Origin of the sequence: Sphingomonas sp., assembly GCF_032114135.1 — a bacterium.
Taxonomy (GTDB): Bacteria; Pseudomonadota; Alphaproteobacteria; order Sphingomonadales; family Sphingomonadaceae; genus Sphingomonas.
This window is the reverse complement of sequence record NZ_DAMCTA010000001.1, coordinates 826,051-848,540: the sequence shown is the minus strand read 5'-3', so window position 1 is coordinate 848,540 and position 22,490 is coordinate 826,051. Positions and strand designations below refer to the sequence as shown.

Annotated in this window: 29 protein-coding genes, 1 tRNA gene and 1 pseudogene; 20 read left to right on the top strand and 11 right to left on the bottom strand. The window is 68.6% G+C overall.

Annotated features, from left to right (window positions below; translation table 11 throughout):
• The first annotated feature begins 77 nt into the window (after positions 1-77).
• The 5 genes from RT655_RS04060 to RT655_RS04040 all read left to right on the top strand — a co-directional run bounded on the left by RT655_RS04060 (position 78) and on the right by RT655_RS04040 (position 3,684).
• Complete coding sequence (locus RT655_RS04060) at positions 78-659, top strand: CvpA family protein (protein ID WP_313535112.1); 582 nt, start codon at positions 78-80, stop codon at positions 657-659.
• 96 nt (positions 660-755) lie between these two features.
• The gene (locus RT655_RS04055; RefSeq protein WP_313535111.1) at positions 756-1,190 is read left to right on the top strand and encodes an iron-sulfur cluster assembly scaffold protein; all 435 of its coding nucleotides are present in this window, start codon (positions 756-758) and stop codon (positions 1,188-1,190) included.
• Complete coding sequence (locus RT655_RS04050) at positions 1,190-2,971, top strand: cation:proton antiporter (RefSeq protein WP_313535110.1); 1,782 nt, start codon at positions 1,190-1,192, stop codon at positions 2,969-2,971. The genes RT655_RS04055 and RT655_RS04050 overlap by 1 nt, the downstream gene beginning before the upstream one ends.
• Before the next feature lie 15 nt (positions 2,972-2,986).
• Positions 2,987-3,328 carry a DUF423 domain-containing protein gene (locus tag RT655_RS04045; RefSeq protein WP_313535109.1) on the top strand — a complete coding sequence of 114 codons (342 nt, stop codon included), beginning with the start codon at positions 2,987-2,989 and terminating at the stop codon, positions 3,326-3,328.
• The gene (locus tag RT655_RS04040) at positions 3,325-3,684 is read left to right on the top strand and encodes a hypothetical protein (RefSeq protein WP_313535107.1); all 360 of its coding nucleotides are present in this window, start codon (positions 3,325-3,327) and stop codon (positions 3,682-3,684) included. The genes RT655_RS04045 and RT655_RS04040 overlap by 4 nt, the downstream gene beginning before the upstream one ends.
• A 128-nt stretch (positions 3,685-3,812) precedes the next feature.
• On the opposite strand, the gene RT655_RS04035 is transcribed toward RT655_RS04040, so the two are convergent.
• On the bottom strand, positions 3,813-3,956 hold the full coding sequence (locus tag RT655_RS04035) for a DUF2256 domain-containing protein (protein WP_313535106.1): 144 nt from the start codon (positions 3,954-3,956) through the stop codon (positions 3,813-3,815).
• A 4-nt stretch (positions 3,957-3,960) separates the two neighbouring features.
• A complete protein-coding gene (locus RT655_RS04030; protein WP_313535105.1) occupies positions 3,961-5,838 on the bottom strand; it encodes a M1 family metallopeptidase in 1,878 nt (625 codons plus the stop codon).
• Between the two features lie 117 nt (positions 5,839-5,955).
• On the opposite strand from RT655_RS04030, the gene RT655_RS04025 reads away from it, so the two are divergent.
• A complete protein-coding gene (locus RT655_RS04025; protein ID WP_313535104.1) occupies positions 5,956-6,924 on the top strand; it encodes a methyltransferase in 969 nt (322 codons plus the stop codon).
• A 164-nt stretch (positions 6,925-7,088) separates the two neighbouring features.
• On the opposite strand, the gene aroB is transcribed toward RT655_RS04025, so the two are convergent.
• Positions 7,089-8,189, bottom strand: a complete 1,101-nt coding sequence (gene aroB, locus RT655_RS04020) for a 3-dehydroquinate synthase (RefSeq protein ID WP_313535103.1) — start codon at positions 8,187-8,189, stop codon at positions 7,089-7,091.
• A complete protein-coding gene (locus RT655_RS04015; RefSeq protein ID WP_313535102.1) occupies positions 8,186-8,725 on the bottom strand; it encodes a shikimate kinase in 540 nt (179 codons plus the stop codon). Before RT655_RS04015 ends, aroB begins: the two co-directional genes overlap by 4 nt.
• Before the next feature lie 74 nt (positions 8,726-8,799).
• On the opposite strand from RT655_RS04015, the gene RT655_RS04010 reads away from it, so the two are divergent.
• The 4 genes from RT655_RS04010 to RT655_RS03995 all read left to right on the top strand — a co-directional run bounded on the left by RT655_RS04010 (position 8,800) and on the right by RT655_RS03995 (position 12,788).
• Positions 8,800-8,937: a hypothetical protein gene (locus RT655_RS04010; protein WP_164521922.1), complete on the top strand. Its 138-nt coding sequence runs from the start codon at positions 8,800-8,802 to the stop codon at positions 8,935-8,937.
• The gene (locus tag RT655_RS04005) at positions 8,918-10,735 is read left to right on the top strand and encodes a hypothetical protein (RefSeq protein ID WP_313535101.1); all 1,818 of its coding nucleotides are present in this window, start codon (positions 8,918-8,920) and stop codon (positions 10,733-10,735) included. Before RT655_RS04010 ends, RT655_RS04005 begins: the two co-directional genes overlap by 20 nt.
• A complete protein-coding gene (locus RT655_RS04000; RefSeq protein ID WP_313535100.1) occupies positions 10,732-11,664 on the top strand; it encodes a tyrosine-type recombinase/integrase in 933 nt (310 codons plus the stop codon). The genes RT655_RS04005 and RT655_RS04000 overlap by 4 nt, the downstream gene beginning before the upstream one ends.
• A 176-nt stretch (positions 11,665-11,840) precedes the next feature.
• Positions 11,841-12,788 (top strand): acetyl-CoA carboxylase carboxyltransferase subunit alpha, encoded by a 948-nt coding sequence (locus RT655_RS03995; protein ID WP_313535099.1) that lies wholly within the window; start codon positions 11,841-11,843, stop codon positions 12,786-12,788.
• Between the two features lie 269 nt (positions 12,789-13,057).
• Here the strand turns inward: RT655_RS03995 and RT655_RS03990 are convergent, their stop codons facing one another.
• Entirely contained in the window at positions 13,058-13,225 is a 168-nt protein-coding gene (locus RT655_RS03990) for a Flp family type IVb pilin (RefSeq protein WP_313535098.1), read from the bottom strand.
• 126 nt (positions 13,226-13,351) lie between these two features.
• The gene (locus RT655_RS03985; protein WP_313535097.1) at positions 13,352-13,537 is read right to left on the bottom strand and encodes a Flp family type IVb pilin; all 186 of its coding nucleotides are present in this window, start codon (positions 13,535-13,537) and stop codon (positions 13,352-13,354) included.
• Between the two features lie 101 nt (positions 13,538-13,638).
• Here RT655_RS03985 and RT655_RS03980 point away from each other — a divergent pair, with 101 nt between their 5' ends.
• Positions 13,639-14,019 (top strand): (deoxy)nucleoside triphosphate pyrophosphohydrolase, encoded by a 381-nt coding sequence (locus RT655_RS03980; RefSeq protein WP_313536896.1) that lies wholly within the window; start codon positions 13,639-13,641, stop codon positions 14,017-14,019.
• 284 nt (positions 14,020-14,303) lie between these two features.
• Positions 14,304-14,552 (top strand): hypothetical protein, encoded by a 249-nt coding sequence (locus tag RT655_RS03975; RefSeq protein ID WP_313535096.1) that lies wholly within the window; start codon positions 14,304-14,306, stop codon positions 14,550-14,552.
• 91 nt (positions 14,553-14,643) lie between these two features.
• On the opposite strand, the gene RT655_RS03970 is transcribed toward RT655_RS03975, so the two are convergent.
• Both RT655_RS03970 and RT655_RS03965 read right to left on the bottom strand, forming a co-directional pair.
• Positions 14,644-15,228, bottom strand: a complete 585-nt coding sequence (locus tag RT655_RS03970) for a class I SAM-dependent methyltransferase (RefSeq protein WP_313535095.1) — start codon at positions 15,226-15,228, stop codon at positions 14,644-14,646.
• A gap of 17 nt (positions 15,229-15,245) precedes the next feature.
• Positions 15,246-16,073, bottom strand: coding sequence for a methyltransferase domain-containing protein (locus tag RT655_RS03965; RefSeq protein ID WP_313535094.1), 828 nt, complete (start codon positions 16,071-16,073; stop codon positions 15,246-15,248).
• A 42-nt stretch (positions 16,074-16,115) separates the two neighbouring features.
• On the opposite strand from RT655_RS03965, the gene RT655_RS03960 reads away from it, so the two are divergent.
• The 5 genes from RT655_RS03960 (at position 16,116) to RT655_RS03940 (ending at position 18,506) form a co-directional block, all read left to right on the top strand.
• On the top strand, positions 16,116-16,847 hold the full coding sequence (locus RT655_RS03960; RefSeq protein WP_313535093.1) for a ComF family protein: 732 nt from the start codon (positions 16,116-16,118) through the stop codon (positions 16,845-16,847).
• 35 nt (positions 16,848-16,882) lie between these two features.
• The gene (grxC, locus tag RT655_RS03955) at positions 16,883-17,140 is read left to right on the top strand and encodes a glutaredoxin 3 (protein WP_313535092.1); all 258 of its coding nucleotides are present in this window, start codon (positions 16,883-16,885) and stop codon (positions 17,138-17,140) included.
• Positions 17,137-17,961, top strand: a complete 825-nt coding sequence (locus RT655_RS03950) for a carbon-nitrogen hydrolase family protein (RefSeq protein WP_313535091.1) — start codon at positions 17,137-17,139, stop codon at positions 17,959-17,961. Before grxC ends, RT655_RS03950 begins: the two co-directional genes overlap by 4 nt.
• Positions 17,958-18,395 carry a DUF1178 family protein gene (locus tag RT655_RS03945; protein ID WP_313535090.1) on the top strand — a complete coding sequence of 146 codons (438 nt, stop codon included), beginning with the start codon at positions 17,958-17,960 and terminating at the stop codon, positions 18,393-18,395. The genes RT655_RS03950 and RT655_RS03945 overlap by 4 nt, the downstream gene beginning before the upstream one ends.
• Positions 18,396-18,429: 34 nt before the next feature.
• Positions 18,430-18,506 (top strand) — tRNA-Arg (locus RT655_RS03940).
• Between the two features lie 675 nt (positions 18,507-19,181).
• Here the strand turns inward: RT655_RS03940 and RT655_RS03935 are convergent.
• The 3 genes from RT655_RS03935 to RT655_RS03925 all read right to left on the bottom strand — a co-directional run bounded on the left by RT655_RS03935 (position 19,182) and on the right by RT655_RS03925 (position 20,670).
• Positions 19,182-19,499, bottom strand: coding sequence for a hypothetical protein (locus RT655_RS03935; RefSeq protein WP_313535089.1), 318 nt, complete (start codon positions 19,497-19,499; stop codon positions 19,182-19,184).
• A gap of 121 nt (positions 19,500-19,620) precedes the next feature.
• The gene (locus tag RT655_RS03930) at positions 19,621-20,142 is read right to left on the bottom strand and encodes a tyrosine-type recombinase/integrase (protein WP_313535088.1); all 522 of its coding nucleotides are present in this window, start codon (positions 20,140-20,142) and stop codon (positions 19,621-19,623) included.
• 12 nt (positions 20,143-20,154) lie between these two features.
• Positions 20,155-20,670: a hypothetical protein gene (locus RT655_RS03925; RefSeq protein WP_313535087.1), complete on the bottom strand. Its 516-nt coding sequence runs from the start codon at positions 20,668-20,670 to the stop codon at positions 20,155-20,157.
• Between the two features lie 56 nt (positions 20,671-20,726).
• Here RT655_RS03925 and RT655_RS03920 point away from each other — a divergent pair.
• The 3 genes and pseudogenes from RT655_RS03920 to RT655_RS03910 all read left to right on the top strand — a co-directional run.
• Positions 20,727-21,008 (top strand): annotated as a pseudogene (locus RT655_RS03920) (DUF1064 domain-containing protein); the annotation flags it as partial.
• Entirely contained in the window at positions 21,005-21,490 is a 486-nt protein-coding gene (locus tag RT655_RS03915) for a hypothetical protein (RefSeq protein WP_313535086.1), read from the top strand. The pseudogene RT655_RS03920 and the gene RT655_RS03915, both read left to right, overlap by 4 nt.
• Positions 21,491-21,545: 55 nt before the next feature.
• On the top strand, positions 21,546-22,142 hold the full coding sequence (locus RT655_RS03910) for a hypothetical protein (RefSeq protein ID WP_313535085.1): 597 nt from the start codon (positions 21,546-21,548) through the stop codon (positions 22,140-22,142).
• Positions 22,143-22,490 lie beyond the last annotated feature (348 nt).

The following is a 22,490-nucleotide window of genomic DNA, read 5'->3' as shown; positions in this document are numbered from 1 at the left end:
AAAGGGAACGGGTGGTGCTGCGCGGGCTGTCGCACGCGGCCTCTTTTCCCGATGCTCCACGCTGCTATGGAGCGGGCATGACCGGGCTCGACATCGTCACGCTTCTCATCATCGCCGGCGCGGCGATCCTCGGCTTCCTGCGCGGCTTCACCACCGAGGTGCTGGCGTTCCTCGCATGGATACTCGTGGTGGTGGCGGTGAAGTTCTTCCATGCCGGCTTCACCGCACTGCTCGCGCCGATGATCGGTACCGCAGGCGGGGCGGCGGTGCTCGCCTTCGCGCTGCTTGCCGGGGTCAGCTATTTCGGCGGGCGGCTGATCGCCAACACGCTGGGCGGGCAGATGCGCAACTCGGTGCTGGGGCCGATCGACCGGGCGCTGGGCGTCGGCTTCGGCGTCGCCAAGGGGCTGATCCTGGTCAGCATGGGCTTCCTGGTGCTGATGCTGGTGCTCGACACCTTCGAGGGCGGGCGGGCGCACCGCCCGAAATGGATCACCAAGTCGGTCACCTATCCGCTGCTCGACACCACCAGCGCGGCGATCGGCGATTTCGTCGACCGCCGCCGCAAGGGTGAGCCGGTGTTCGGTGGGGACAATGCGAGCGTGGACGCATCAACGACGTCGAACGAGGACCGCCCTCGTCGCCGCAAGCCTGACTGATCCTGGCCGTACCGGGGAGGATCAACGGCGCAACCCATACGAAGGGCGGGCAATTGGCGCTCGCAACTGCGGGACGGCTACCCTAGATCAAAGGGCATGAACGCCCCGCTCTACAATATGGAAATCCTGCGCCTCGCAGCCGCGATCCCGCATCACGAACGGCTGGCGCAGCCCGGCGGTACGTCGGAGAAGCGTTCGCCGGTGTGCGGCAGCCGGGTGACGGTCGACATCGCCATCGACGAAACCGGCACGGTTGCCGAGGTCGGGATGCTGGTCCGCGCGTGCGCGCTGGGACAGGCATCGGCGGCATTGATGGGGGAGGCGGTGCTCGGTCGTACCCCCGCCGAGATCGCCACCGCGCGCGACCAGCTCACCGCCTGGCTCGCCGGCGAGCGCGATGCGCCGCCCGACTGGCCCGGCATGGCATTGTTCGTCCCCGCGCTGCCGCATCGCGGCCGCCACGCCTCGATCCGGCTCGCCTTCGAGGCCGCGGCCGAAGCGGCGGCACAGGCGGCGGAGGCGCGGGTTTGATGGAACATGGTTCGGACGGTTCGATCCTCGCCGATGCGGTGCCGATGCTCGGCTTCGCGCTGTTCTTCGTGCTGTTGTTCCGACGACTCGGCCTCGGTGCCACGCTGGGCTTTCTCGTCGCGGGTGCGCTGGTCGGCCCGCACGTGCTGCGACTGGTCGGCGACGCCGAGGGCAAGATGGGCATTGCCGAGCTCGGCATCGCGCTCCTGCTGTTCCTTGTCGGGCTCGAGCTGAGCCCGTCGCGGCTGTGGCGGATGCGGCGCGACATCTTCGGCCTCGGCTTCCTGCAGGTGGCGCTGTGCGGCATCGCGATCGCGGGGATCGTCTGGTTGGTGACCGGCTCCACGATCGCCGCCGCGCTGGCGCTGGGGCTGCCGATGGGGCTGTCCTCGACCGCGCAGGTGCTGCCGCTGCTGCAATCCGCCGGCCGCTTGCGCACGCCCTTCGGCGAGCGCGCCTTTGCGATCCTGCTGTTCCAGGATCTGTCGATCGTGCCGCTGATCACCATTGTCGCCGCCTTGTCGCGCAACCCGGCCGACCAGGGTGGACCGCCGGGCTGGCTGCTGGGCCTCTACACCGTCGGCGCGATCGTCGGGCTGGTGGTGGCGGGGCGCTTCCTGTTGCGGCCGCTGTTCCGCCTGATCGGCAATCTCGACGAGCGCGAGATGTTCGTCTTCGCGGGGCTCCTGACGGTAATCGCCAGCGCCGCGGTGATGGAGGCGCTCGGCCTCTCCGCCGCGCTGGGCGCGTTCATCGCCGGCGTGATGCTGGCGGATTCGCCCTTCCGGCATGAGATCGAAGCGGATGTCGAGCCGTTCCGCGCGATCCTGCTCGGGCTGTTCTTCGTCGCGGTGGGCATGACGCTCGATCTGCACGCGATTGCCGAGCGGCCCTTCTTCGTCGCGGGCATGGCGCTGGCGCTGATCGCGGCCAAGGCGGCGCTGATCATGGGGCTCGCGCTGGTCTTCGGGATGAAGCCGCGGGGTGCCTTCGCGCTTGGCGTGCTGTTGTCCCAGGGTGGTGAGTTCGGCTTCGTGCTGTTCGCCCAGGCGCAGAAGGCGCTGCTGATCGAGCCGCAGGCCGCCAGCGTGTTCAGCGCAATCGTCACCGTATCGATGGCCACGACGCCGTTCCTGATGATGGCGACAAGGCGCCTTCGCGCCGAACCTCCCAAGCCCGGCGCGGTGCCGGACGGTCCGCGCCAGGAGGGCGCCAATGCCGTGGTTGTCGGCTATGGCCGCTTTGGCCAGACCGTGGCGCAGATGCTGATCGCGCAAGGCATCCCGGTGACGATCATCGACCGCGACGTCGAGATGATCGAGACCGCGGGCAGCTTCGGCATGAAGGTATATTATGGCGACGGCACGCGTACCGATCTGCTCCGCCAGGCGGGTGCTGCCGAGGCCGAGCTGATTTTGTTCTGCCAGGACGGCGATGCGATGGACACCGAGGTCGTGGAGGGGGTGCACGCCGCCTTCCCCAACGCGAGCCTCTTCGTGCGCGCCTATGACCGTCGCAGCGTGATGAAGCTCAACGGCGCGCCGCTCTCCGGCGTGGTCCGCGAGGTGCTGGAAAGCGCGATCGTGATGGCGCGGCGGGCGATGGACGCGGTGGGGGTCGACGGCGCCGAGATCGACCGCACCGAGGCCGAATATCGCCGCACCGACATCGCCCGGCTCAAGGCGCAGAAGGAAACCGGCGACATCTATGCGGGGCGCGACGGCCTGTTCAGTCAGGGCTCCGCCGCCACGGCGGCGGTGCAGGATCGCGGTGATGGCTGATCGGGGAGCAGGCGCATGAACTGGATCGCGATACTGGCGGCGCTCTCGGGCGCGATGGCGGTGGCGGCCGGGGCCTTCGGAGCGCATGGCGCGCAGGGGCAGGCGGTCGAGTGGTTCAAGACCGGCGGGCAGTATCAGCTGGTGCATGCGGTGGCGGCGCTGGTGGCGCTGCAGCTCGGCGCGCGGGGGCCGGCGGCGTTGTTCGTGGGCGGCGGGTTCGTCTTCGCGGGCACGCTCTACCTGATGGCGCTGGGCCTGCCGCGCTGGCTGGGGGCGGTGACGCCGATCGGCGGGGCGGCGCTGATCGCCGGCTGGCTGTGGCTGGCCTGGGCGCTCGCGACGAAGGTCGTCGAATGAGCGAGATGCAGGCGCCCTGGGATCCGGCGCAGGTCCGCCTCTGGCTCGAACGGCGGATCAAGGCCGCGCGCTCCGACCAGGACGTCGCCGACCGCTATGGCCGCGATCGCGAAGATGATTACGACAAGGCCGCCGCCGAGGAATGGGTGTGCGAGCAGCTGCGCCACAGCGACGCAGTCGAGGACCAGGCACGGCTGGGCGAGGCGCTCAAGGCGTTGCTGGCGAAAGACGACTTCTACCGCGCGGGGGTACGTAACGACGTACGGTTCGAGCGGGAGGTAAAGGCCTATCTGCGCAAGCTGAGCAAGATGGCGAAGACCAACACCGGGTTCGGCAAGACGCTGCGGTATCAGTAGCGTACTTCTAAGCCCCTCCCCTTCAGAGGAGGGGTTGGGGGTGGGGCATGATTGATTAGTGAAGGACTCGCTTCCAGTTCGATCCCCACCCAACCCCTCCCCTGAAGGGGAGGGGCTTTAGCGAAGGTTCACTTCCCCTCCCGCCGGCAGCGATCCGAGCAGTAGATCACGTTCTCCCAATCCCGCTCCCATTTCTTCCGCCAGGCGAAGGGGCGCTGGCAGACCGGGCAGGTCTTGGTGGGGAGGTCCCGCTTGGCGACGCCGCGCGGCATGGGATCAGTCCGCGCCGACGATCTTGGCCACGCCCGCCGCGATGGTGGGGTGGTAGCTCGCCTTCGAGACCGCGTAGAAGCGCCGCGCGATCGGCGTGCCCCAGTCGCCCTGCGCCATCAGGTCCTTGTAGATCGGGTAGATCAGCAGCCCACGGCCGACGCTGCCGACCAGCTTTTCGATCGACGGCACGGCCGGATCATAGCGGTTGGCGATCGCCAGCTCGCCCCAAGCCGAGCGGACATAGGCGTTGTTCGACGCCGACAGCCCCAGCGTCTCGTCCAGCTCCTTCAGCCGCGCCGGTGTCTGCTTCCGGTCGAGACCGTTGAGGAAACGCAGCCACTGCTGCGTCGCCCAGCCCTGCGGATTCACCGCGGAGACCGGCCCGCCGGCATTCACAGCCGCAAGCGCAGCATCGACCGCCTTCAGCGTCGCCGACTGGACGTGCACCGCATTGTTCGGCAGCCCGGCGGCATAGGCCCATTTGTCGAGCTGGAGATTGGCCTCCAGCCCGGCATCGCCCTTCACCAGGTTTGCGCGCAGGTCCGCCAGGAAGCCGGCGGTGGTCTGCGGCTGGAAGGCGTGGCGGTCGAAATAGCCGCGCAGATAGGCGTCCCAGCGCGCGCGGCCGACCGTGCGCTCGATCGTGCGCAGGAAGGTCGAGCCCTTGAAATAATCGAGCTGGCCGAAGGTCGCGCCCGGCTCGCCGTGGAGCCGGGTGGTCGGCGCTTCCATGCCGCCGGCATCGGCGATGTCCTTCTGCAGGCCGTCCCATTCGAGATCGGCGTCGGTCGCGGCGCGCTCCTTGCCGTAGACCGCCTCCATGATGCGGTTCTCGAAATAGGTGGTGAACCCTTCGTTGAGCCACGAGTCCGACCAGGTCGCGTTGGTGACGAGGTTGCCCGACCAGCTATGCGCCAGTTCGTGCGCCACCACATCGACATTCGAGCGGTCGCCGGTGAGGATCGTCGGGGTCAGGAAGGTGAGGGTGGGATTCTCCATCCCGCCATAGGGGAAGCTCGGCGGCAGGACGAGCATGTCGTAGCGGCCCCAGCGATAGGGTCCGTAGAGCGCCTGGGCCGCGTCGATCATCTTCTCGACATCGGCGACTTCCTTGGCGGCGGCGGCGAGCATGCTGGGCTCGGTCCACACGCCGGCGCGCGGGCCGACCGGCTGGAAGGCGAGATCGCCCACCGCGAAGGCGATCAGGTAGGGCGGCACCGGCTTGTCCATCCGGAAGCGGAACTTGTGCCAGCCCTTGCCCGCCGGCACGCCCTTGGCGCCGTCGAGCCGCGTGCCGCTCGCCACCGCGACGAGATCGGCGGGGACGGTGAGCGTGGCGGACCAGGTCTGGCGGATGCCGGGGCTGTCCTGGGTGGGGATCCAGCTGCGGTTGTTGATCGGCTGGCCCTGGCTGAACAAGTACGGTTTTTTCTTGCCGGCGGTGAGCGAAGGGGCGAGCCATTGCAGCGCCGAGGCACCGGGCGCGGTCGCATAATGGAGCACGATCCTGCGCGCGCCGTGCAACTGCACGGTGAGCGGGGCCCCGAGATCGGGCTTGGTTGCGCCGACCGCGAAGGGCAGCGGCTTGCCGGCGGCGTCGGTCACCTTGACGATGACCAGCCCGTCGTCATCGAGCACGATCTCGCTCGCACCGGATGCGGCGAGAATGTCGAGCGTCGCCGTGCCGGACAGCGTCTTGGTCGCGAAATCGGCGCGCAGGTCCAGCGCGACATGGGTGACGCGGGCGACCTCCGGCCGCGCATGGGTCCACACGTCCTTCGCCTCGGGCGTCGTCAGGATCGGCGCGGGTGCGGTCTGCTGGGCGAGGGCGGGGGAGACGAGCATGGTCGAAGCGGCGAGGGCCAGAGCTAGAATGCGCATGATCAGGAGCTAGGCGCTGCAGCCGCACGCGGCAAGACGTTGCCATGGATCAATCAGATGGCCCGGACCCTCTACGGACCCGTAACGTTGATGCGGGATCAACTTCAGGGGGTACGCATGGAAAGTCTGGTGGCGGAGCGGCCGGTGACGAGGGAGGGCGCGGCGGCAGTGCTGCGCGACCTGATCGCCACTCTCAAGCGGCAGGACTATTCCTTCATTACGCCCACCCCCGCCACCCATGCACGGGTGCTCGCCCGGGCGGATCGGCAGCGCGCGACCGACCTGCGTGACGTCTTCGGCTGGAGCCTGCCCTTCGCGCGCGACCTGCTCGACGCATCGCTGCTGGAAGCGCTGGAGGCGGCCGGGCTGATCGAGGCGGCAGGCGCGCTTCTGCGGAGCAAGGTCCGCGTCTCGACGCTCGGGCCCGACCTGCTGGTACATTCCGCCTATCCGACCGACGATACCCATGCGGTGTTCTTCGGCCCGGACAGCTATCGCTTCGCGCGCTTCATCGCGGACGAACTTCGCCGCTGCCCGGAGCGGGAGGGCTCGACCCTGGTCGATATCGGCACGGGTGCCGGTGCGGGGGCGATCGCCGCCGCGCATGGCTGCCCGCGCGTCGACATCGTGATGACCGACATCAACCCGGCAGCGCTACGGCTGGCGCGGGTGAATGCGCAGGCGGCGGGCGTCGAGGCGCGGTTCGTGGAAGGTGGGGATCTCTCGGGGATCGCCGGTGCGCTGGACCTGGTGCTGGCCAACCCGCCCTATATCATCGACCCTGCTGGTCGCGCCTATCGCGACGGCGGCGACCTGCACGGCGCTGGCGTGGCGCTGGCCATGGCATGCGAAGCCGTCCCGCGCCTCGCGGCGGGCGGGCGGTTCCTGCTCTACACCGGCAGCGCGATCGTGCGTGGGGCGGATGGTCTCCGTGAACGGCTGGTGCAGCTCGCCGCGGCGGAGAGCTGCCGGCTGCGCTACGAGGAGATCGACCCCGACGTGTTCGGAGAGGAGCTGGAGACGGCAGCCTATGCGGATGTGGAACGCATCGCGCTGGTGACCGCGGTGATCGAGCGGGCCAGCTAAATTCCTCCCCGGCACGGGGAGGGGGACCGCGCGGCGGTAGCCGCGTGGTGGAGGGGCCGCGCCGGCAGGCGCGGTACGGGCGCCACCCGCGGGCACCCCGCCGCTGGCGCAGCAGCCCCTCCACCAAGCCGCTGCGGGTCGTCCTCCCCGTGCCGGGGAGGAGTTTACGTGCGTTGCCCGTCCAGGAACGCCTCGACCTTCGCCAGGTCCACCGTCTTGTCGAGATAGGTCTGCCCGATGCCCCGTGCGAGCAGGAAGGGCAGGGTGCTGCCTTCCATCTTCTTGTCGTGGAGCATGTGGCCGACCAGCGTCGCGCCGTCCGCCGTCACGCCGGCCGCGGCCAGCCCGTCCGGCAGCCCCACCGAGCGCAGATGCGCCGCCACCCGCGCGGCATCCTCCGCCGGACACAGGCCCTGCTGCGCCGAGAAGGCGAAAGCCAGCGCCATCCCCGCCGCCACTGCCTCGCCGTGGAGCAGCTTGTCGGAAAAGCCGGTCTCCGCTTCCAGCGCATGGCCGAAGGTATGACCAAGGTTGAGCAGCGCCCGCGTGCCGGTGGTCTCGCGCTCGTCCGCCGCGACGATCCGCGCCTTGGCCGCCACCGAATGGCCGATCGCGTGTGCCCGCGCGTCGGGATCGCCGGCGAACAGCGCGGCGGCGTTAGTTTCGCACCAGGCAAAGAACCCGGCATCGTCGATCAACCCGTATTTCGCGACTTCGGCATAGCCCGCGCGCAGCTCGCGCTGGGGAAGGCTGTCGAGGACCTGCGGGTCGATCAGCACCACCGAAGGTTGGTGGAACGCGCCGATCAGATTCTTGCCCGCCTTGGAATTGATCGCAGTCTTGCCGCCCACCGAGCTGTCGACCTGCGCCAGCAGCGTGGTGGGCACTTGGACGAAGTTGCAGCCGCGCTTGAGGATGCTCGTTGCGAAGCCGACGAGATCGCCGATCACGCCGCCGCCCAGCGCGATGACGTGGTCGCTGCGGACCACGCCTTGCGCGAGCAACCAGTCCGTCACCGCTTCGAGCTGCGCCCAGCTCTTGGTGCTCTCGCCCGCGGGCAGCGTCAGCACCGGCGCGGTCACGCCCGCCGCGGCAAGGCTCGCCACCAGCGTCTGGCAATGTGCCGACAGATTGGCGTCGGTGATGATCGGCATCGCACGACCGCGCGACAGCGGGGCGAGGACTTCGCCGGCACGCGCGAGCAAGCCGGGTTCGATGCGCACGTCATAGCTGCGTGCGCCCAGGGCGACGGGGATGGTGGTCACTTGCGCAGGGCCTTCAGGATCGCTTCGACGGTGGTTTCGTGGGGCGCGGCTACGCTGGAGACGCGGATCTGCGCAAGCGCATAAAACGGGTTTCGCACCTTGGCGAGGTCGGTCAGCGTCGCCAGCGGATCCTTGCCGCGCAGCAGCGGGCGTGTGTCGCGCCGCCGCACGCGATCGGCAAGCACCGCCGGCGCGGCGTCGAGCCAGATCGAGATTGCCTGGTCTAGGATCAGCGCCCGCGTCTCGTCGTTGATGAACGCGCCGCCGCCGGTGGCGATCACCTTGGGCGTGCCGTCCACCAGCCGCGCGATCACCCGCCGTTCGCCGTCGCGGAAATGCGGTTCGCCGAATTTGGCGAAGATGTCGGTGACCGACATCCCCGCCGCCGATTCGATTTCCGCATCGGCGTCGACGAAGGGAAGCCGCAGGCGCTGGGCAAGGCGGCGCCCTACCGTGGTTTTGCCGGCACCCATTAGCCCCACGAGTACGATGGGCTTGCCGGTCCAGCTGTTCAGTTGCGCATGCGTTTGTAACATCGTGCGAAGGGCTATACAGCGAGGGACCGTCTCGGGCAAAAGGCCCGTATCGCTCAAGGATTGGACTGTTTTTCATGCCGCGTATGCTTGTCGTGTTGCTCGTGATTTTGGTGGTTCTGGTGGGCGGCATGTTCGCGCTGGCCGGCCGCAATACCGTCAAGGAGCCGGTGCGCATGGAGAAGGCAGTCGCGCTTGAAAACCTCGCCAACTAGGGCGTCGCGCCTCGCGATCGCGGCAGCCCTGTTCGCCGCGATCGGGGTTCCGGCGTTCAGCCAGCAGCAGAAAGCCCCCGAATCGCTGTTGCCGCCCGGCTTCGACCAGCCGGCGCCGCGACCGCAGCCTTCGCCGCGCCCGAGCCCGAGCCCCACGTCTAGCGCAGCGCCGGCGGCAGCGCCGTCGCCGAGTGGTGACGGGGCGCTTTCGGGGGGCGATCTCGGGCCCGACGCGTTCGACGTCGAGGAGAGCAACGCGAGCGCAGTTGCCGCGGTGGCGCCGGCGATCGACCTGTCGCAATATGACCTGCCCAGGGGCGTGCGCCGGCCGCTCAACCGCATCGGCATCCTGGCCGCAGGCAATGCGCCGTTCCCGGCCGATGCGTTCGGCGACGTGGCGGGCGCCACCCAGGTGACGCTGATGCGCAGGCTCGATGCGCCGGTCGCCTCGCGCTGGGTGTCGATCGCGCTGCGCCGTGCGCTGATGTCGCCGCTGGATACGCCGCGCGGCGTGGACGGCGCCGACTATGCCGCCGAGCGCGCCTGGCTGCTGCTCCGCATGGGCGAGGCGACCGCGGCGCGCGGCCTCGTCAGCTATGTCGATATCGACGACTATACCAATGCGCTGGATCGTGTCGCGATGCAGGTCGCGCTGGCGACCGGCGATCCGGCCGCGGTCTGCCCGATCGTCGACGATGCGGCGGCCAACCTTCCCGATCGCGGCTGGGCGCTGGCGCAGGCGATCTGCGCGGGCCTCGCCGGCAAGCCTAGCGAGGCCGATCAGCGGCTCGATGCGGCGGGTAAGGGCAAGCCGCGCAACGACCTCGACACCTTGCTCGCCACCAAGGTGGTGGGGATGGGTGCCGATTCGCGGCGTGCGGTGACGATTGACTGGGTCGGCGTGCCCGCGCTTTCCGCCTGGCGCTTCGGCATGGCGACCGCGGGGGGGGTGGATATCCCCGACAATCTGTTCGCCACCGTGGGGCCGGAGTTCCGCTACTGGCAGGCGCTGTCGCCGGCGGTGTCGCCGGTGAACCGTGCGGGCGCAGCCGAGCTGGCGGCGGCGGCGGGCGTGCTGTCCAACGCGGCACTGGTCGACCTATATGCCGAGCTCGACCAGGCGAGCGACGTTCCCGATCCGCTGCAGAAGACGGTGCGCGACCTGCGCGCCGCCTATACCGGCTCGGCCGCCGAGCGCGTGCAGGCGATGAAGAGCCTGTGGGACGCTGCCGAAAGCCCGCGGCTGCGCTACGCCCGGCTGGTGCTCACCGCCAAGGCGGCCGCCTGGATCCCGGCGAACAAGAATGCGGCCGAACCCGATCGGTTGATCGCCGCGATGCTCTCCGCCGGCTATGATTCGGCGGCGTTGCAATGGCGCGGCGTGGTCGCGCCGGGCAGCGAGGGCTGGGCGCTGCTCGCGCTCGCGGACGCGGGCGGGCCGATCGGCTATAGCGATTTCGAGCGCTATGTTGGCGCCGCGAGCCCGCGCAAGGCGGCGATGCTGCTCGCGGGGCTGGCGGGGCTCGGGCGTCTGTCGCCCAGCGATGCGCAGCGCGGTGCGGAGGCGATCAAGGTCGGCATCGGCGGCGTCAACGCCTGGACCCAGGCGATCGACCGCGCGGGGGCTGCCAACCAGCCCGGCATGGTCGCCTTGCTGGCTGGCGTCGGCATGCAGTCGCCGCGCTGGGACCAGGTGACCCCCGAGGCGCTCTACCACATCGTCGCAGCGATGCGCGCGGCGGGAATGGCCAACTATGCCCGGATGATCGCCGTGGAGGCGGTCACGCGCGCCGAATGAGCGCCGATCGCGACCTGATCGAGCGCTTCCTGGAGATGCTGCGCGCGGAGACCGGCGCGGCGGCGAACACGATCGCGGCGTACGGCACGGATTTGCGCCTGGCCTCCGAGGCACTGGGCGGTGAATTGTCCCAGGCGGGGCGCACCGAGATCGAGCGGCTCGCCGGCGGCTGGTCCGAGCTCGCCCGCGCAACGGTGGCGCGCAAATCCTCGGCACTGCGCCGCTTCTTCGCCTTCCTCGCGGAGGAGGGGCACCGCGCCGACGATCCCGGCGCCGCCCTCCCGCGCCCCGGCGCCGCGCGGCGGCTGCCCAAGATCCTCAGCACCGGCGATGTCGACGCGATGTTCGCCGCGATCGCCGAGCGCCAGGCGCGGGTGCCGCCCGATCCGCTCGACCTGCGGCTCGCCGCGCTGATCGAGCTGCTCTACGGCTCGGGCCTGCGCGCGACCGAGCTGGTCTCGCTTCCCCGCAATGCGATCCATCCCGACCGCCCCTTCCTGATCCTCAAGGGCAAGGGCGGGCGCGAGCGGCTGGTGCCGATCTCCGACCGCGCGCGTGCCGCCGTGGCGCTGTGGCGAGGGCAGGTGCCGCCGGACAGCGCATGGCTGTTCCCATCCGGCAAGAAGCATCTCACCCGCGTCCGCCTCTACCAGATCGTCCGCGCGCTGGCGGCGATGGCGGGCATCCCGCCCGAGCGTGCGAGCCCGCACGTCCTCCGCCACGCCTTCGCCACCCACCTGCTCGAGGGCGGGGCGGACCTGCGCGCGCTTCAGGCGATGCTCGGCCATGCCGATATCGCGACAACCGAAATCTACACCCATGTCGACAGCCGCCGGCTGGTCGAACTCGTCAACGCGCGCCACCCGCTCGGCGAGGCGCTGGAGAAGCGAATTCCTCCCCGGAACGGGGAGGGGGACCATGTGCGCTAGCACATGGTGGAGGGGCGGCCGCGGCACGCGGCGGTATCCGGAGCGCTCGACACGCTCCGCGCCTTGCGCGGCCCCTCCACCACCGCCGCCGGCGGCGGTCCCCCTCCCCGTGCCGGGGAGGAATTGGAGTCGCCCGCGCGTTGACGCGAAGCGCGGCGCCCGGTAGCGCGGCGCGCATGACGACATTCCTCGACTTCGAGAAGCCGATCGCCGAGCTCCAGGGCAAGATCGACGAGCTGCGCAGCGCCGCCCATGACGGCGACGTGGACATTGCCGCTGAGATCGCCCCGCTCCAGGCCAAGTCGGACAAGCTGCTGCTCGACACCTATGCCAGGCTGACGCCGTGGCAGAAGACGCAGGTCGCCCGCCATCCCGAGCGCCCGCACTTCAAGCATTATGTCGCCGGGCTGATCGAGGACTTCATGCCGCTCGGCGGCGACCGTGCCTTTGCCGACGACAATGCGATCATCGGCGGGCTCGGCCGCTTCCGCGGCCGCCGGGTCATGGTGCTTGGCCATGAGAAGGGCGACGACACCGCCAGCCGGCTCAAGCATAATTTCGGCATGGGCAAGCCCGAGGGCTATCGCAAGGCGATCCGCCTGATGAAGCTCGCCGACCGGTTCGGCATCCCGGTGATCACGCTGGTCGACACCTCGGGCGCCTTTCCCGGCGTGCAGGCCGAGGAGCGCGGCCAGGCCGAGGCGATTGCCCGCTCGACCGAGACCTGCCTGTCGCTCGGCGTGCCGCTGGTCGCCTCGATCCTCGGCGAGGGCGGCTCTGGCGGCGCAGTGGCGCTGGCGGCGGGCAACCAGGTGCTGATGATGGAGCATGCGGTCTATTCGGTGATCTCGCCGGAGGGCTGCGCCTCGATCCTGTGGCGCACCGCCGACAAGGCCGCCGACGCGGCCGAGGCGATGAAGGTCACCGCGCAGCACCTGCGCGAGCTCAAGGTGATCGACGGCATCGTGCCCGAGCCGCTGGGCGGGGCACATCGTGCGCCAGGCCAGGCCGTGCAGGCGCTAGGCGATGCGATCGAGAAGGCGCTGGCAGACCTCGCGGCGATGTCGCCGGAGTCGCTGCGTCAGGCCCGCCGCGCCAAGTTCCTGGCGATGGGCCGGATCTGAACACGCGAAAGGGGCTGACGCGATGCGCAGCCCCTCTTGGCAACCTTCGGAAAATCGCCCGCGTCTCGACGTCGTTGCGTTCGTACCGCCACGGGCGCCGCAGCGCGGTTTTCGCCGCACCCGTGATCGGGCGATGCCGGATGGCGGTCGCATCCTCTCGGATCGCCACCGGCTTGCGCCGTATCACCGCTCGCGGCCTCCCAGGCTGCGCTTCGTCGGGACGGCGATGCCCGGCAGCACCGCCGTCTCCGGAACCTCGAACCCTGTGCTTATGACGGGTTCATGTTCGAGCTGACGTTGGTGAAGGTGCTGTTGAGGCTCGTCCCCAGGCCGCGCATTGCGGCGATGGCGGCAACGGCGATCAGCGCGGCGATCAGGCCGTACTCGATAGCCGTGGCGGCCTTGGAATTCTTGATGAACTTGCGAATCTTAAGCATAGCCGTCTCCATCGTCCCAGAAACTTCAAACACCGGCCCGTCGGGATTCCGACGCGGCCAGCCGATCCTAGTGGCGAGGGGTTAAGAAGCAGCTAAATCACACGCTTACCGAATGATGTACGCGGCCTAGTGTGCGACGTTCTGCACCTGCTGCGACACGTTGTTCCACATCGCCGTCGTCTTGTTGCCGAACAGGCTGAGCGAACCAACGATCGCCAGCACGATCATCGCGAGGATCAGCCCGTATTCGACGGCGGTGGCGCCGCGGTCGGCTCGGGAAAGCGCACGCAGGGCGTGGATCAGGGCTCGCATCGATAACCAATCTCAGTCAATAAACGCCGGGAATTCTGGCAGGATTTGGTTGCGAAGTGATTAGCGAGGCCCGGCCCGTGCTGCTGGTGGTAGCAGCGGCGATGATCGAGAACGGGCGTGTGCTGGTGCAGCGGCGACCCGACGGCACGGCGCTGGCCGGCTTATGGGAATTTCCCGGCGGCAAGCTCGAGCCGGGCGAAAGCCCCGAAGCCGCGCTTGCCCGCGAACTGGACGAGGAATTGGGGATCACCGTCGATCCTTCCGCGCTTTCGCCGCTCGCCTTCGCCAGCGAGCCGCTCGCCGACCGGCATCTGGTGCTGCTGCTGTACCGGCTGCATGGCTGGGAGGGCCGGCCCGAACCCCGCCACGCCTCGGCGCTCCTATGGGCAGACATGGCGACGCTGCGGGGCCTCCCGATGCCGCCCGCGGATCTGCCGTTCATCGAAATGCTGGTGCCGATACTTGCGGATCGAATGCCCTAAGGCGGCGGCGTCCCGCGCAAATGATTCGATTTTGGGGCGCGTTGCCCCTCAGTCGTCGCGGCCGGGATACCAGGATGCGGTGTTTTTCGGAGGGTCCACGCGCCAACTCGTTAAACACCTCGCGGTACCGCTAGGGGATCACGCTCACACCGAAGCTGCGCTTGATTCGATATGGCAAGGCCCGGGGGCGTACATCCATTGGTCGAAACCCTGTTTTGGATTGTTCGAATGCGCAGCGATCGTTCTTCTCCGGCGGCATTCGACCTGGCGTAAGGAGGCTCGGGATGAGCGCGCGAGATCACTCAGCGGGATTGGAAATCGTCGAACGCGTGGACGAAAGCCTTCATGGTGGCGCAAGGGTCACCTTGTATATCCGGTCGAGAAGTGAGCCGATCACCGTCACGCGGGTGAACAGAGGCCAATTCTCCGTTCGCATTTATACGGACAACGCCGCCTGCTTGGACCTGGCGTATAGCGCGGTCGAGAGCGCCCGGTACAGCATGCCGCCCAACATCGATCTTCTGAACGCCTGAGCTCGAGCATCCGTCTTCGAATGGGGGCATCGGCGTGGCAGCACGCGGGGTATGTTCTTTCCCCGGGGGCGCCGCGTGGCAGCAGTGCGGGTCAGCGGGGCCGGGCCACGACGTCGAAATAATCGTTGGCGCCGGCGTCTCGATGGCGTGCCGCGAGTGCCAACCCCGCGGCGTCGAGCAGATCACCGTACGTCGTCTCGCCCAGCGATTGCGAGCGGCGACCGGTCAGGCTGTCCCTCCAATCGCAGCGTTGCCGCGGGGCGCTGAACAGGAAGCGGCCCCCGGGGCGCAGCGCGCGGCCCATGCGGGCAATCACCGCGGCCTGGGCAGCCTCCGGCAGCAGGAACAGCACGCCGATCGCGACCACGCCGTCAAAGCGGCGGCCGAAAAAGCGGCTGGTTTCGGCTGGCTCGCAGCTTGCGGTCGCCTCGGGCACGTTGCGGCGGAAGGCGTCGATCATGCGGGGCGCGGGGTCGATGCCGAACAGCGCGAAGCCCTGCGCCGCCAAGCAGGTGCCGATCGGCACCCCGGTGCCGCAGCCGATATCGAGCACCGCGCCGCCGCGCGGCAGCTGGCGGGACCAGCCGAGGACGATGTCGGTGCCGACATCCGAGCGCAGCGCCGTGAACCGGTCGGCCACCGCGTCCCAGCCGGCGGAGGCGTCGTCGTCCGTCACCGACGCCCCGCCACCGTCTAGCCCTTCGGCTTGAGCGCGTCGGCCAGCGACGCCGTTGCGCTGCCGGGGCGGGCGGGCTTGGGCTGCGAGGGATCGGGCGCCCAGCCGGTCAGATAGACGATCGAATATTTCTCCGGCGTGCGGCCGTCCGGATCGGCGCGCTCGGCAAAGGCGGCGGCGGTGCCGAGCAGGGTCTCGCGGCGCAGCGGCGGGGTGTTGGGCAGCAAATTGGTCGCCGCCATGCCGCGCAGATCGCGGATCAGCCCGCCCAGGCCGCCATAGCGCACCGTCAGCGTCTCGACATCGGCCACCGGCAGGGTGAAGCCCGCACGCGCCAACAGGTCGCCGGCCGCACGCACCTCGATCTGCGGGTGGAAGCGGGCCACCGGGCGGTCGGCTTCGGCGGCGAGCAGGCAGGCGCGCAGCGTCGCGAGGGTGCCGGCGCCGAGGAAGGCGCCGAGGAACAGCCCGTCGGGCTTGAGCGCGCGGCGGGCGAGGGCGAGCGCGCCGGGCACGTCGTTGACCGTGTCGAGCACGCCGGCGGAGACCACCAGGTCGAAGCTGGCTTCGGGGAAGGGGTGCATGTCCTCGTCGGCACGGATCGCGCCGCTGGCGGCGGCGAAGGCCGCCCCGGCCTCCAGCCGGGTGACGGTGGCGCCGGGCCAGACGAAGCTGCCGTCGGCGCTGCCGAGGTCGAGCACATTGCGGAAGTCGCGTTTCACGCCCTCCAGCCGCTCGTACAGCCCGTCGAGCATGTGGTCGCGCAGGAAGCTTTCATAGCTGCGGGCGGCGCGATCCCGGCGCTTGCGGCGCAGCGCGCGGTCGAAGATTTCGGAGTCGGACACGGCGCGCTTGTGCAGCGGCGCGGGGCTTGGAACAAGAGGGGCGTGGATCCGCGCGCGCCTTTCCTCCGCATCCTCGACCTGGCGCTGCCGCCGCGCTGCCCGGGCTGCGGCGCGATCGTCGAGGCGGATCATCGCTTTTGTGCAAGCTGCTGGGACAGCCTGCATTTTCTCGGGCCGCCGTGGTGCGCGACCTGCCACCTGCCGTTCGAATACGACCGCGGGGAGGGGGCGCAGTGCGGCGACTGCCTCGCCCGTCCGCCGCCGCATGACGGGGTGCGCGCGGCGGTGGCGTACGGCGAGGTGGCGCGGCATCTGGCGCTCAAGCTCAAATATGGCGGGCGGCTGGCGGTGGCGGAAACGATGGCGCGGGCGATGGCGCGGCTGGTGCCCGAGGGGGCGGACCTGTTGGTGCCGGTGCCGCTGCATCGCTGGCGGCTCTGGTCGCGCGGGTTCAACCAGGCGGTGCTGATCGCGCGGGCGGTGGCCAAGCGGCAGGGGCTACGGGTCGAGACCGATCTGCTGCGCCGGGTGAAGGCGACGCCCAAGTTGCAGGGGCTGGGACGACGGGCGCGGGCGAAGGTAGTCGCGGGGGCGTTTGCGCTGGCCCCCGATGCGCGGGCGCGGCTCGCGGAAAAGACGGTGCTGCTGGTCGACGACGTCCATACCAGCGGTGCGACGGGCGATGCCTGCGCCCGGCTGCTCAAACGCGGCGGGGCTTCGCGCGTTGTGGTTCTTTGCTGGGCACGCGTCCTCGCCGAGGACGCCATGGATTGACAAGCCGGGGGCCCGCGCACACCTCAGGAGGCATTATGGCAAAGGTCGAAATCTACACCAAGGCGTTCTGCCCCTATTGCACACGCGCCAAGCAGCTCCTCACCGCCAAGGGCGCGGACTATGAGGAGTATGACATCACCATGGGCGGGCCCAAGCGCGCCGAGATGCTGGAGCGCGCGCCCGGCCGCACGACGGTGCCGCAGATCTTCATCGACGGGCAGCATATCGGCGGCTCCGACGATCTCGCCGCGCTCGACCGCAAGGGCGGACTGGACCCGCTGCTCGCCGCATGAGCCGCGCTGCGCTGCTCCAGCTGACCAGCGGGATCGATCCCGCGGCGAACGCGGCCACGCTGGTCGCGGCGGTGGCGCAGGCCAGGGCGGGCGGGGCGGCGATGCTGTTCACGCCGGAAATGTCCGGCCTGGTCGACGGCAACCGCGAGCGCGCGCAACACCACTATGCGCATGAGCGCGACGATCGTGTACTTTCCGCCGTCCGCGACGCGGCCGCGAAGCAGGGCATCTGGGTGCATCTTGGCAGCCTTGCGGTGCTGCGCGAAGACGGCAAGCTCGCCAACCGCGCCTTCGTGATCGACGAAACCGGCGCGGTCCGCGCGCGCTACGACAAGATGCACCTGTTCGATGTCGACCTGCCGACCGGCGAGAGTTGGCGCGAATCGAACAGCTATACGGCGGGTGCGGGGCCTGTGGTGGTCGACACGCTGCTCGGCAAGCTCGGCCTCGCCATCTGCTACGACCTGCGCTTCCCGGACCTGTTCCGCACGATGAGCGATGCGGGCGCGACGATCCTGGCGGTGCCGGCAGCGTTCACCCGGCCCACCGGCGCGGCGCATTGGCACGTGCTGCTGCGCGCCCGCGCGATCGAGGCCGCGGCGTTCGTGATTGCCGCTGCGCAGACCGGCGAGCACGAAGACGGCCGCGCGACCTATGGCCACAGCCTCGCTATCGATCCCTGGGGCGAGGTTCTGCTCGACATGGGCGAGGCGGCGGGGCTGGGCTTCGCCGAACTCGATACCGCGCGGCTCGACGATGTGCGGAGCCGCGTGCCGGTGCTGCGCCATAGGCGTGCGATTCCGGCGGTGACGACCGCGTGATCGTCTTCGATCTCAAATGCGGCGGCGATCATGTGTTCGAGGCGTGGTTCAAGTCGAGCAGCGCTTATGAAGAGCAGCGCGCACAGGGGCTGATCGCCTGCCCATTCTGCGGCGATATTGTGGTGACCAAGGCGGTGATGGCACCGGCAGTGGCGGCCAAGGGCAACCAGGCATCGGACAAGCCGCCGCTTGGCCCAGCGTCGTTCAAGGCCGCGCTCGCTGCCATCGCGCAGTTCCAGGCCAAGCAGCTCGAGACCTCGACCTGGGTGGGCGAGGCCTTCGCAGAGAAGGCGCGGGCGATGCATGTCGGAGACACGCCCGAGGCTCCGATCCATGGCCAGGCGACGCTGGCCCAGGCGAAGGCCCTGGCCGAAGACGGGGTGCCCGTGGCCCCGCTGCTGGTGCCGATCGTGCCGCCTGAGGCGCGCAATTGATTTCGAACGATCGGGTCGGTACGAGCGATCGCGTGGCCCGGTAGCTCAGCAGGATAGAGCAAGCGATTCCTAATCGAGAGGTCGGAGGTTCGAATCCTCTCCGGGTCACCACGCAAAGCCGCAGAAAACCTAGCTTCTTACACGCCGGGCGCACTTCAGCGCCGAGGCGTTTTGACACGTGTTTTGACAAGTGTTTTGACATTCTCGGTTCGTTCCAGCGGCAGAGTGCAGCCGTCGGTGGGCGTCACCGCTCCGGAAACCGGAAATGGATTTTAACTTCCGGCGCCGAATTCCTATATTTCGCATACTGCCCCGGTTCGAGCCCCCCACCCAAGGTGGCGGGACCCGCCGAGCGGCGGCGACGAGCAGCGTTGGTCTAGGCCCGGGGGACCCCACCACGCGGTTTCAGTTGCCGGTGCCAGACCGTGAACTTCCCGCTCATTGCGGTGTTCACGAGCGGGCGGCGCACACCTGCGCGCTGCAGCACGTACGACGAAAGAGAGCGCTTCGCGGCGGAGCTGTCTGGCGCTTGATCGTGCCCATTCACTGCGAATGCGAGAGCACCCAATAGGATGTCGACCAGCTGCAGAGAGGGTGTCGCCTTCGAGTCTCGGAAGTGGCATCGCCTAAAAGGCCATTCGCGCCTGTCTCCGCTCTTCCGGGCTCCGGCATTCAGAATATTCCGTAGATCTGAGGGGCGCTGGCTCGTGTCGCGGTGGTCCGGGTAGAGGTGAAGTATTTATCCGTGTAAATGCGACGAAACTTCGTCGCGAGTTGATACAACTCCTAGTTGAAACCGACCTCCGACGAGCTGCCGTTGTGCTGGTGGTTATCCAGGCCATGAGTGTCGATCACAACGCTATGGAAGTGAACACCTCGGAACTCTGTCGCGTCGAAGAAACAGTCGACGACGCGCCTGTATGCCTTCTCCTTGGCAGTCGACACTTTGCCCCACTTCATTTCCCCGTGTGGCAGCTCTGGCAATCGCGCAGCCGCTAGGCACGCGTTGGTCAGGTCTACTGTCATCGTCGGTATGATCACGCCGCCTAGCAACAGGTACCGATTCCGCGTTTGACTGCTCTCATCGATGTAGATGTCGGCCATGAGGTCGGCGCTTGGAATGAAGGACATGGTTCATCTACTGAGGGGCGAGGCGACACGTGTCAATCGGCTCCCCTTTGAAGTCGTGCCACGTCGCTGCCGCCAATTGTCCGGGCCATTCCCGTCATTCTGCTCCGAACTTTTCACCGTTGAGGACGCGCTCAATGTGTTCGCGCCTCGCGCGCGCGATCCGGAGAGCCTTCTCCCGGTTCGCTTTATCGTAGATCTTCGTCGTCTTGATCTCGGTGTGGCCGGAGACCGCACGGATATCGACCTCGCCCGAATCGCCCAGCTCGGTGAGGCCGCCGTGTCGAAAGCTGGTGAACCGCAGGTCTTTCGGAAGTCCGGCCTTGGTCCGGATCCGCTTGTGCAGCTTCTGCATGTAGTCGATGCCGTATGCCTTGCCGGTCCGCTCATCCCGCACGATCATCTCTCGCTCGGCGTCCTCGGTCCGCGGCGTGCGCGCCAGCTCGGCCTCAAGCTCTGGATATAGCTCCACCGCATCCGCCCCTTTGCCGTCGACCAGGGGCAGCGTGATCGCTTTCCCCGTCCTCGACTGGATCACGGCAACCTGTTCGCCCGGCTGATAATCCTCCCAGTAGAAGCCGCGGACGACTTTCTTGTCCGGATCCCCGAACCCGAACACGTCGGTGACGCGCTAGCAGGTTTCGAAGCACAGCGCCGCGGCGGTCGCCATCGACTGGCGACCCATCTCGCGCGCGGTCTCCCGATAGAGGTCGTATTCCTCGCGCGTGGCCGCCCGGTTGCCTTTACCTGCTCCGGTGCTGATCTTTATGCCCATGCCCTTGAAGGGGTTCACCTTCACGGTGATGTGCTTGGAATAGCCCGGCCGACAGACGAGGCTCCATATCAAGCGGCAAACCTGCATCATGTAGGAGCCCTGGCGCTCGCCGTGCTTGGCCATGGCGCGCTGATAGAGCTTGTCGGCCGCCGGCCCGTCGACCTTGCCTGCCTGGCGCTGGCCGAACGTGCCGGTCTTCATCGACATTTCCTCGACGTACCGCATCGCGCGCTCGTAGCCGATGCGGGTCTGGTGGCGCTTCTCGGTGAAGCGGTCCTGCTTGCGGTACCAATCGAACAGCCATGCGATCGTGCCGTGGGGCACCTCCGCCTTGTCGCCCACCCGCCAAGCCTTGAACGCCTCGTTCAGCACGCGCGCGCGGACGATCACCTCGGCGACGTCGGTGCCCAGCTGGGCAGGCGCACCCCTCGCACAAGGAGGCGCAGCGCTGCAACGACCTGCACCTGCTGCAGATGGCCGGCGAGATCAGCGATCTGGAGATTGGGCGGCGGTTCTTCTTCGAGGTCAACGGACAGCCGCTGCTGCACGATAACGGCCGGCGCGCCGTCTATACCCCGGACTTCGTCTACCGGCAGCGCGGCGGCCAGCTGACCGCCGAGGGCAGCAAGGGGATGCGGGTGCGCGACTGGCCGCTCCGTAAAGCGCTGTTCCGTGCCTGCTACCCCGACATCGAGGTGATTGAATCGTGAGTGCCGACCTGCTCGCCCGGTTGATCGCGTCCGGCACCCCCGCCGAGCTGGTGGGTGAGGTGGCGATGGCGCTCGCCATCGCGCAATCGCAAGCTGCTGCAGCAGGGCAGCCGACCAAGGGCGCCCTGCGCATGCGGCGCTATCGGGAGCGTCACGAAGCGTCACCAAGCGTCACATGTGACGCCAGTGACGCACGAGTGACGGAAAGTGACGTTCACCCCTCCCCCGATAAATGCCCCCCAGACCCCCAAAAATTAACCCCCACCCCGCACACACACGAGGGGCCCGCGCACGATGCGCCTGCGACGCCCCGGGCCTGGGCTTGCCCGGCCGACGTCGACCCAGGCCACTGGCGAGATTTCCGCGCCAACCGCCGCCGCAAGAAGCTCACCGACACCGAGACGGCGTACGCGGCTCAGCTGCGGCTGCTCACCCAGTTCGCTACCGCCGAGTGGCCACCCGGCCGGCTCGTCGAGAAGTGAGCCGAGAAGGGCTGGGGCACGATCGTCGATCCAACCGAATACGAGGACCAAAGCAATGGGCACCGACCAGCAAACCACCGCCAACACCGCGCTCGCTCCGGCAGCAACGGCCTGCTCGATGCCGTCATTGACGCCGAGCGTGCGGATCGTTTTGGCCCGCGCCACTGAGGCGGGTGCCGTGTTCAGCGCGGGCGACATTGCCCTGCTCGAGCCGATCGCGAAGGCCGTGGCGCCGGGGAAGCCTGCCGAGGAGCGAACCATCCGCCAGTCCATTGGCGCGCTCTCTGCCGCCATGCTGGCGCAGGCGACGAACGAGATCGCCGGACGCCTCAAGCTGAACGCCTATGTGTCCGCGCTGGGCGGGTGCGACGAGGCGGCGCTCGCCTACGCTTGCCGCCGCTGCCTCAAGGAGCTCGACTGGTTCCCGACGGTGCATCAGATCGAGGAGCGCCTGCGGGCATATGTCAGCCCGGAGCAGCACGCGATCAACGTGGCTCGCTACATCCTGCGGAACGGCAAGCGCGAGACGGTGGAAGAGCCATGCGAGCCTGTGACCGACGAGCAGGTCCGGAGAATGAGCGCCCATCTGCGCCGGATGGGGCTGGGGCTGGGCGACAAGGCGGAGGTGCCCCACGGCACGATCGCATGGTGACGCTTCGTGACGCTCCCGATAGCGCCGCATGCGCAGGGCGCCCTTGGTCGGCTGCCCTGCTGCAGCAGCTTGCGATTGCGCGATGGCGAGCGCCATCGCCACCTCACCCACCAGCTCGGCGGGGGTGCCGGACGCGATCAACCGGGCGAGCAGGTCGGCACTCACGATTCAATCACCTCGATGTCGGGGTAGCAGGCACGGAACAGGGCCTCGTCTTCCCGCGCCCGCCGCTCAGCGTGATCGAGCGCCAGCGCTTGGGTACGGTTCTCGATAGCCTCATGGTTCTCGATCAGTTCGACGACCTGTTCGGCAGGCAGCGCCAGCGCTTCAATCTGTAGTGGCTCAAGC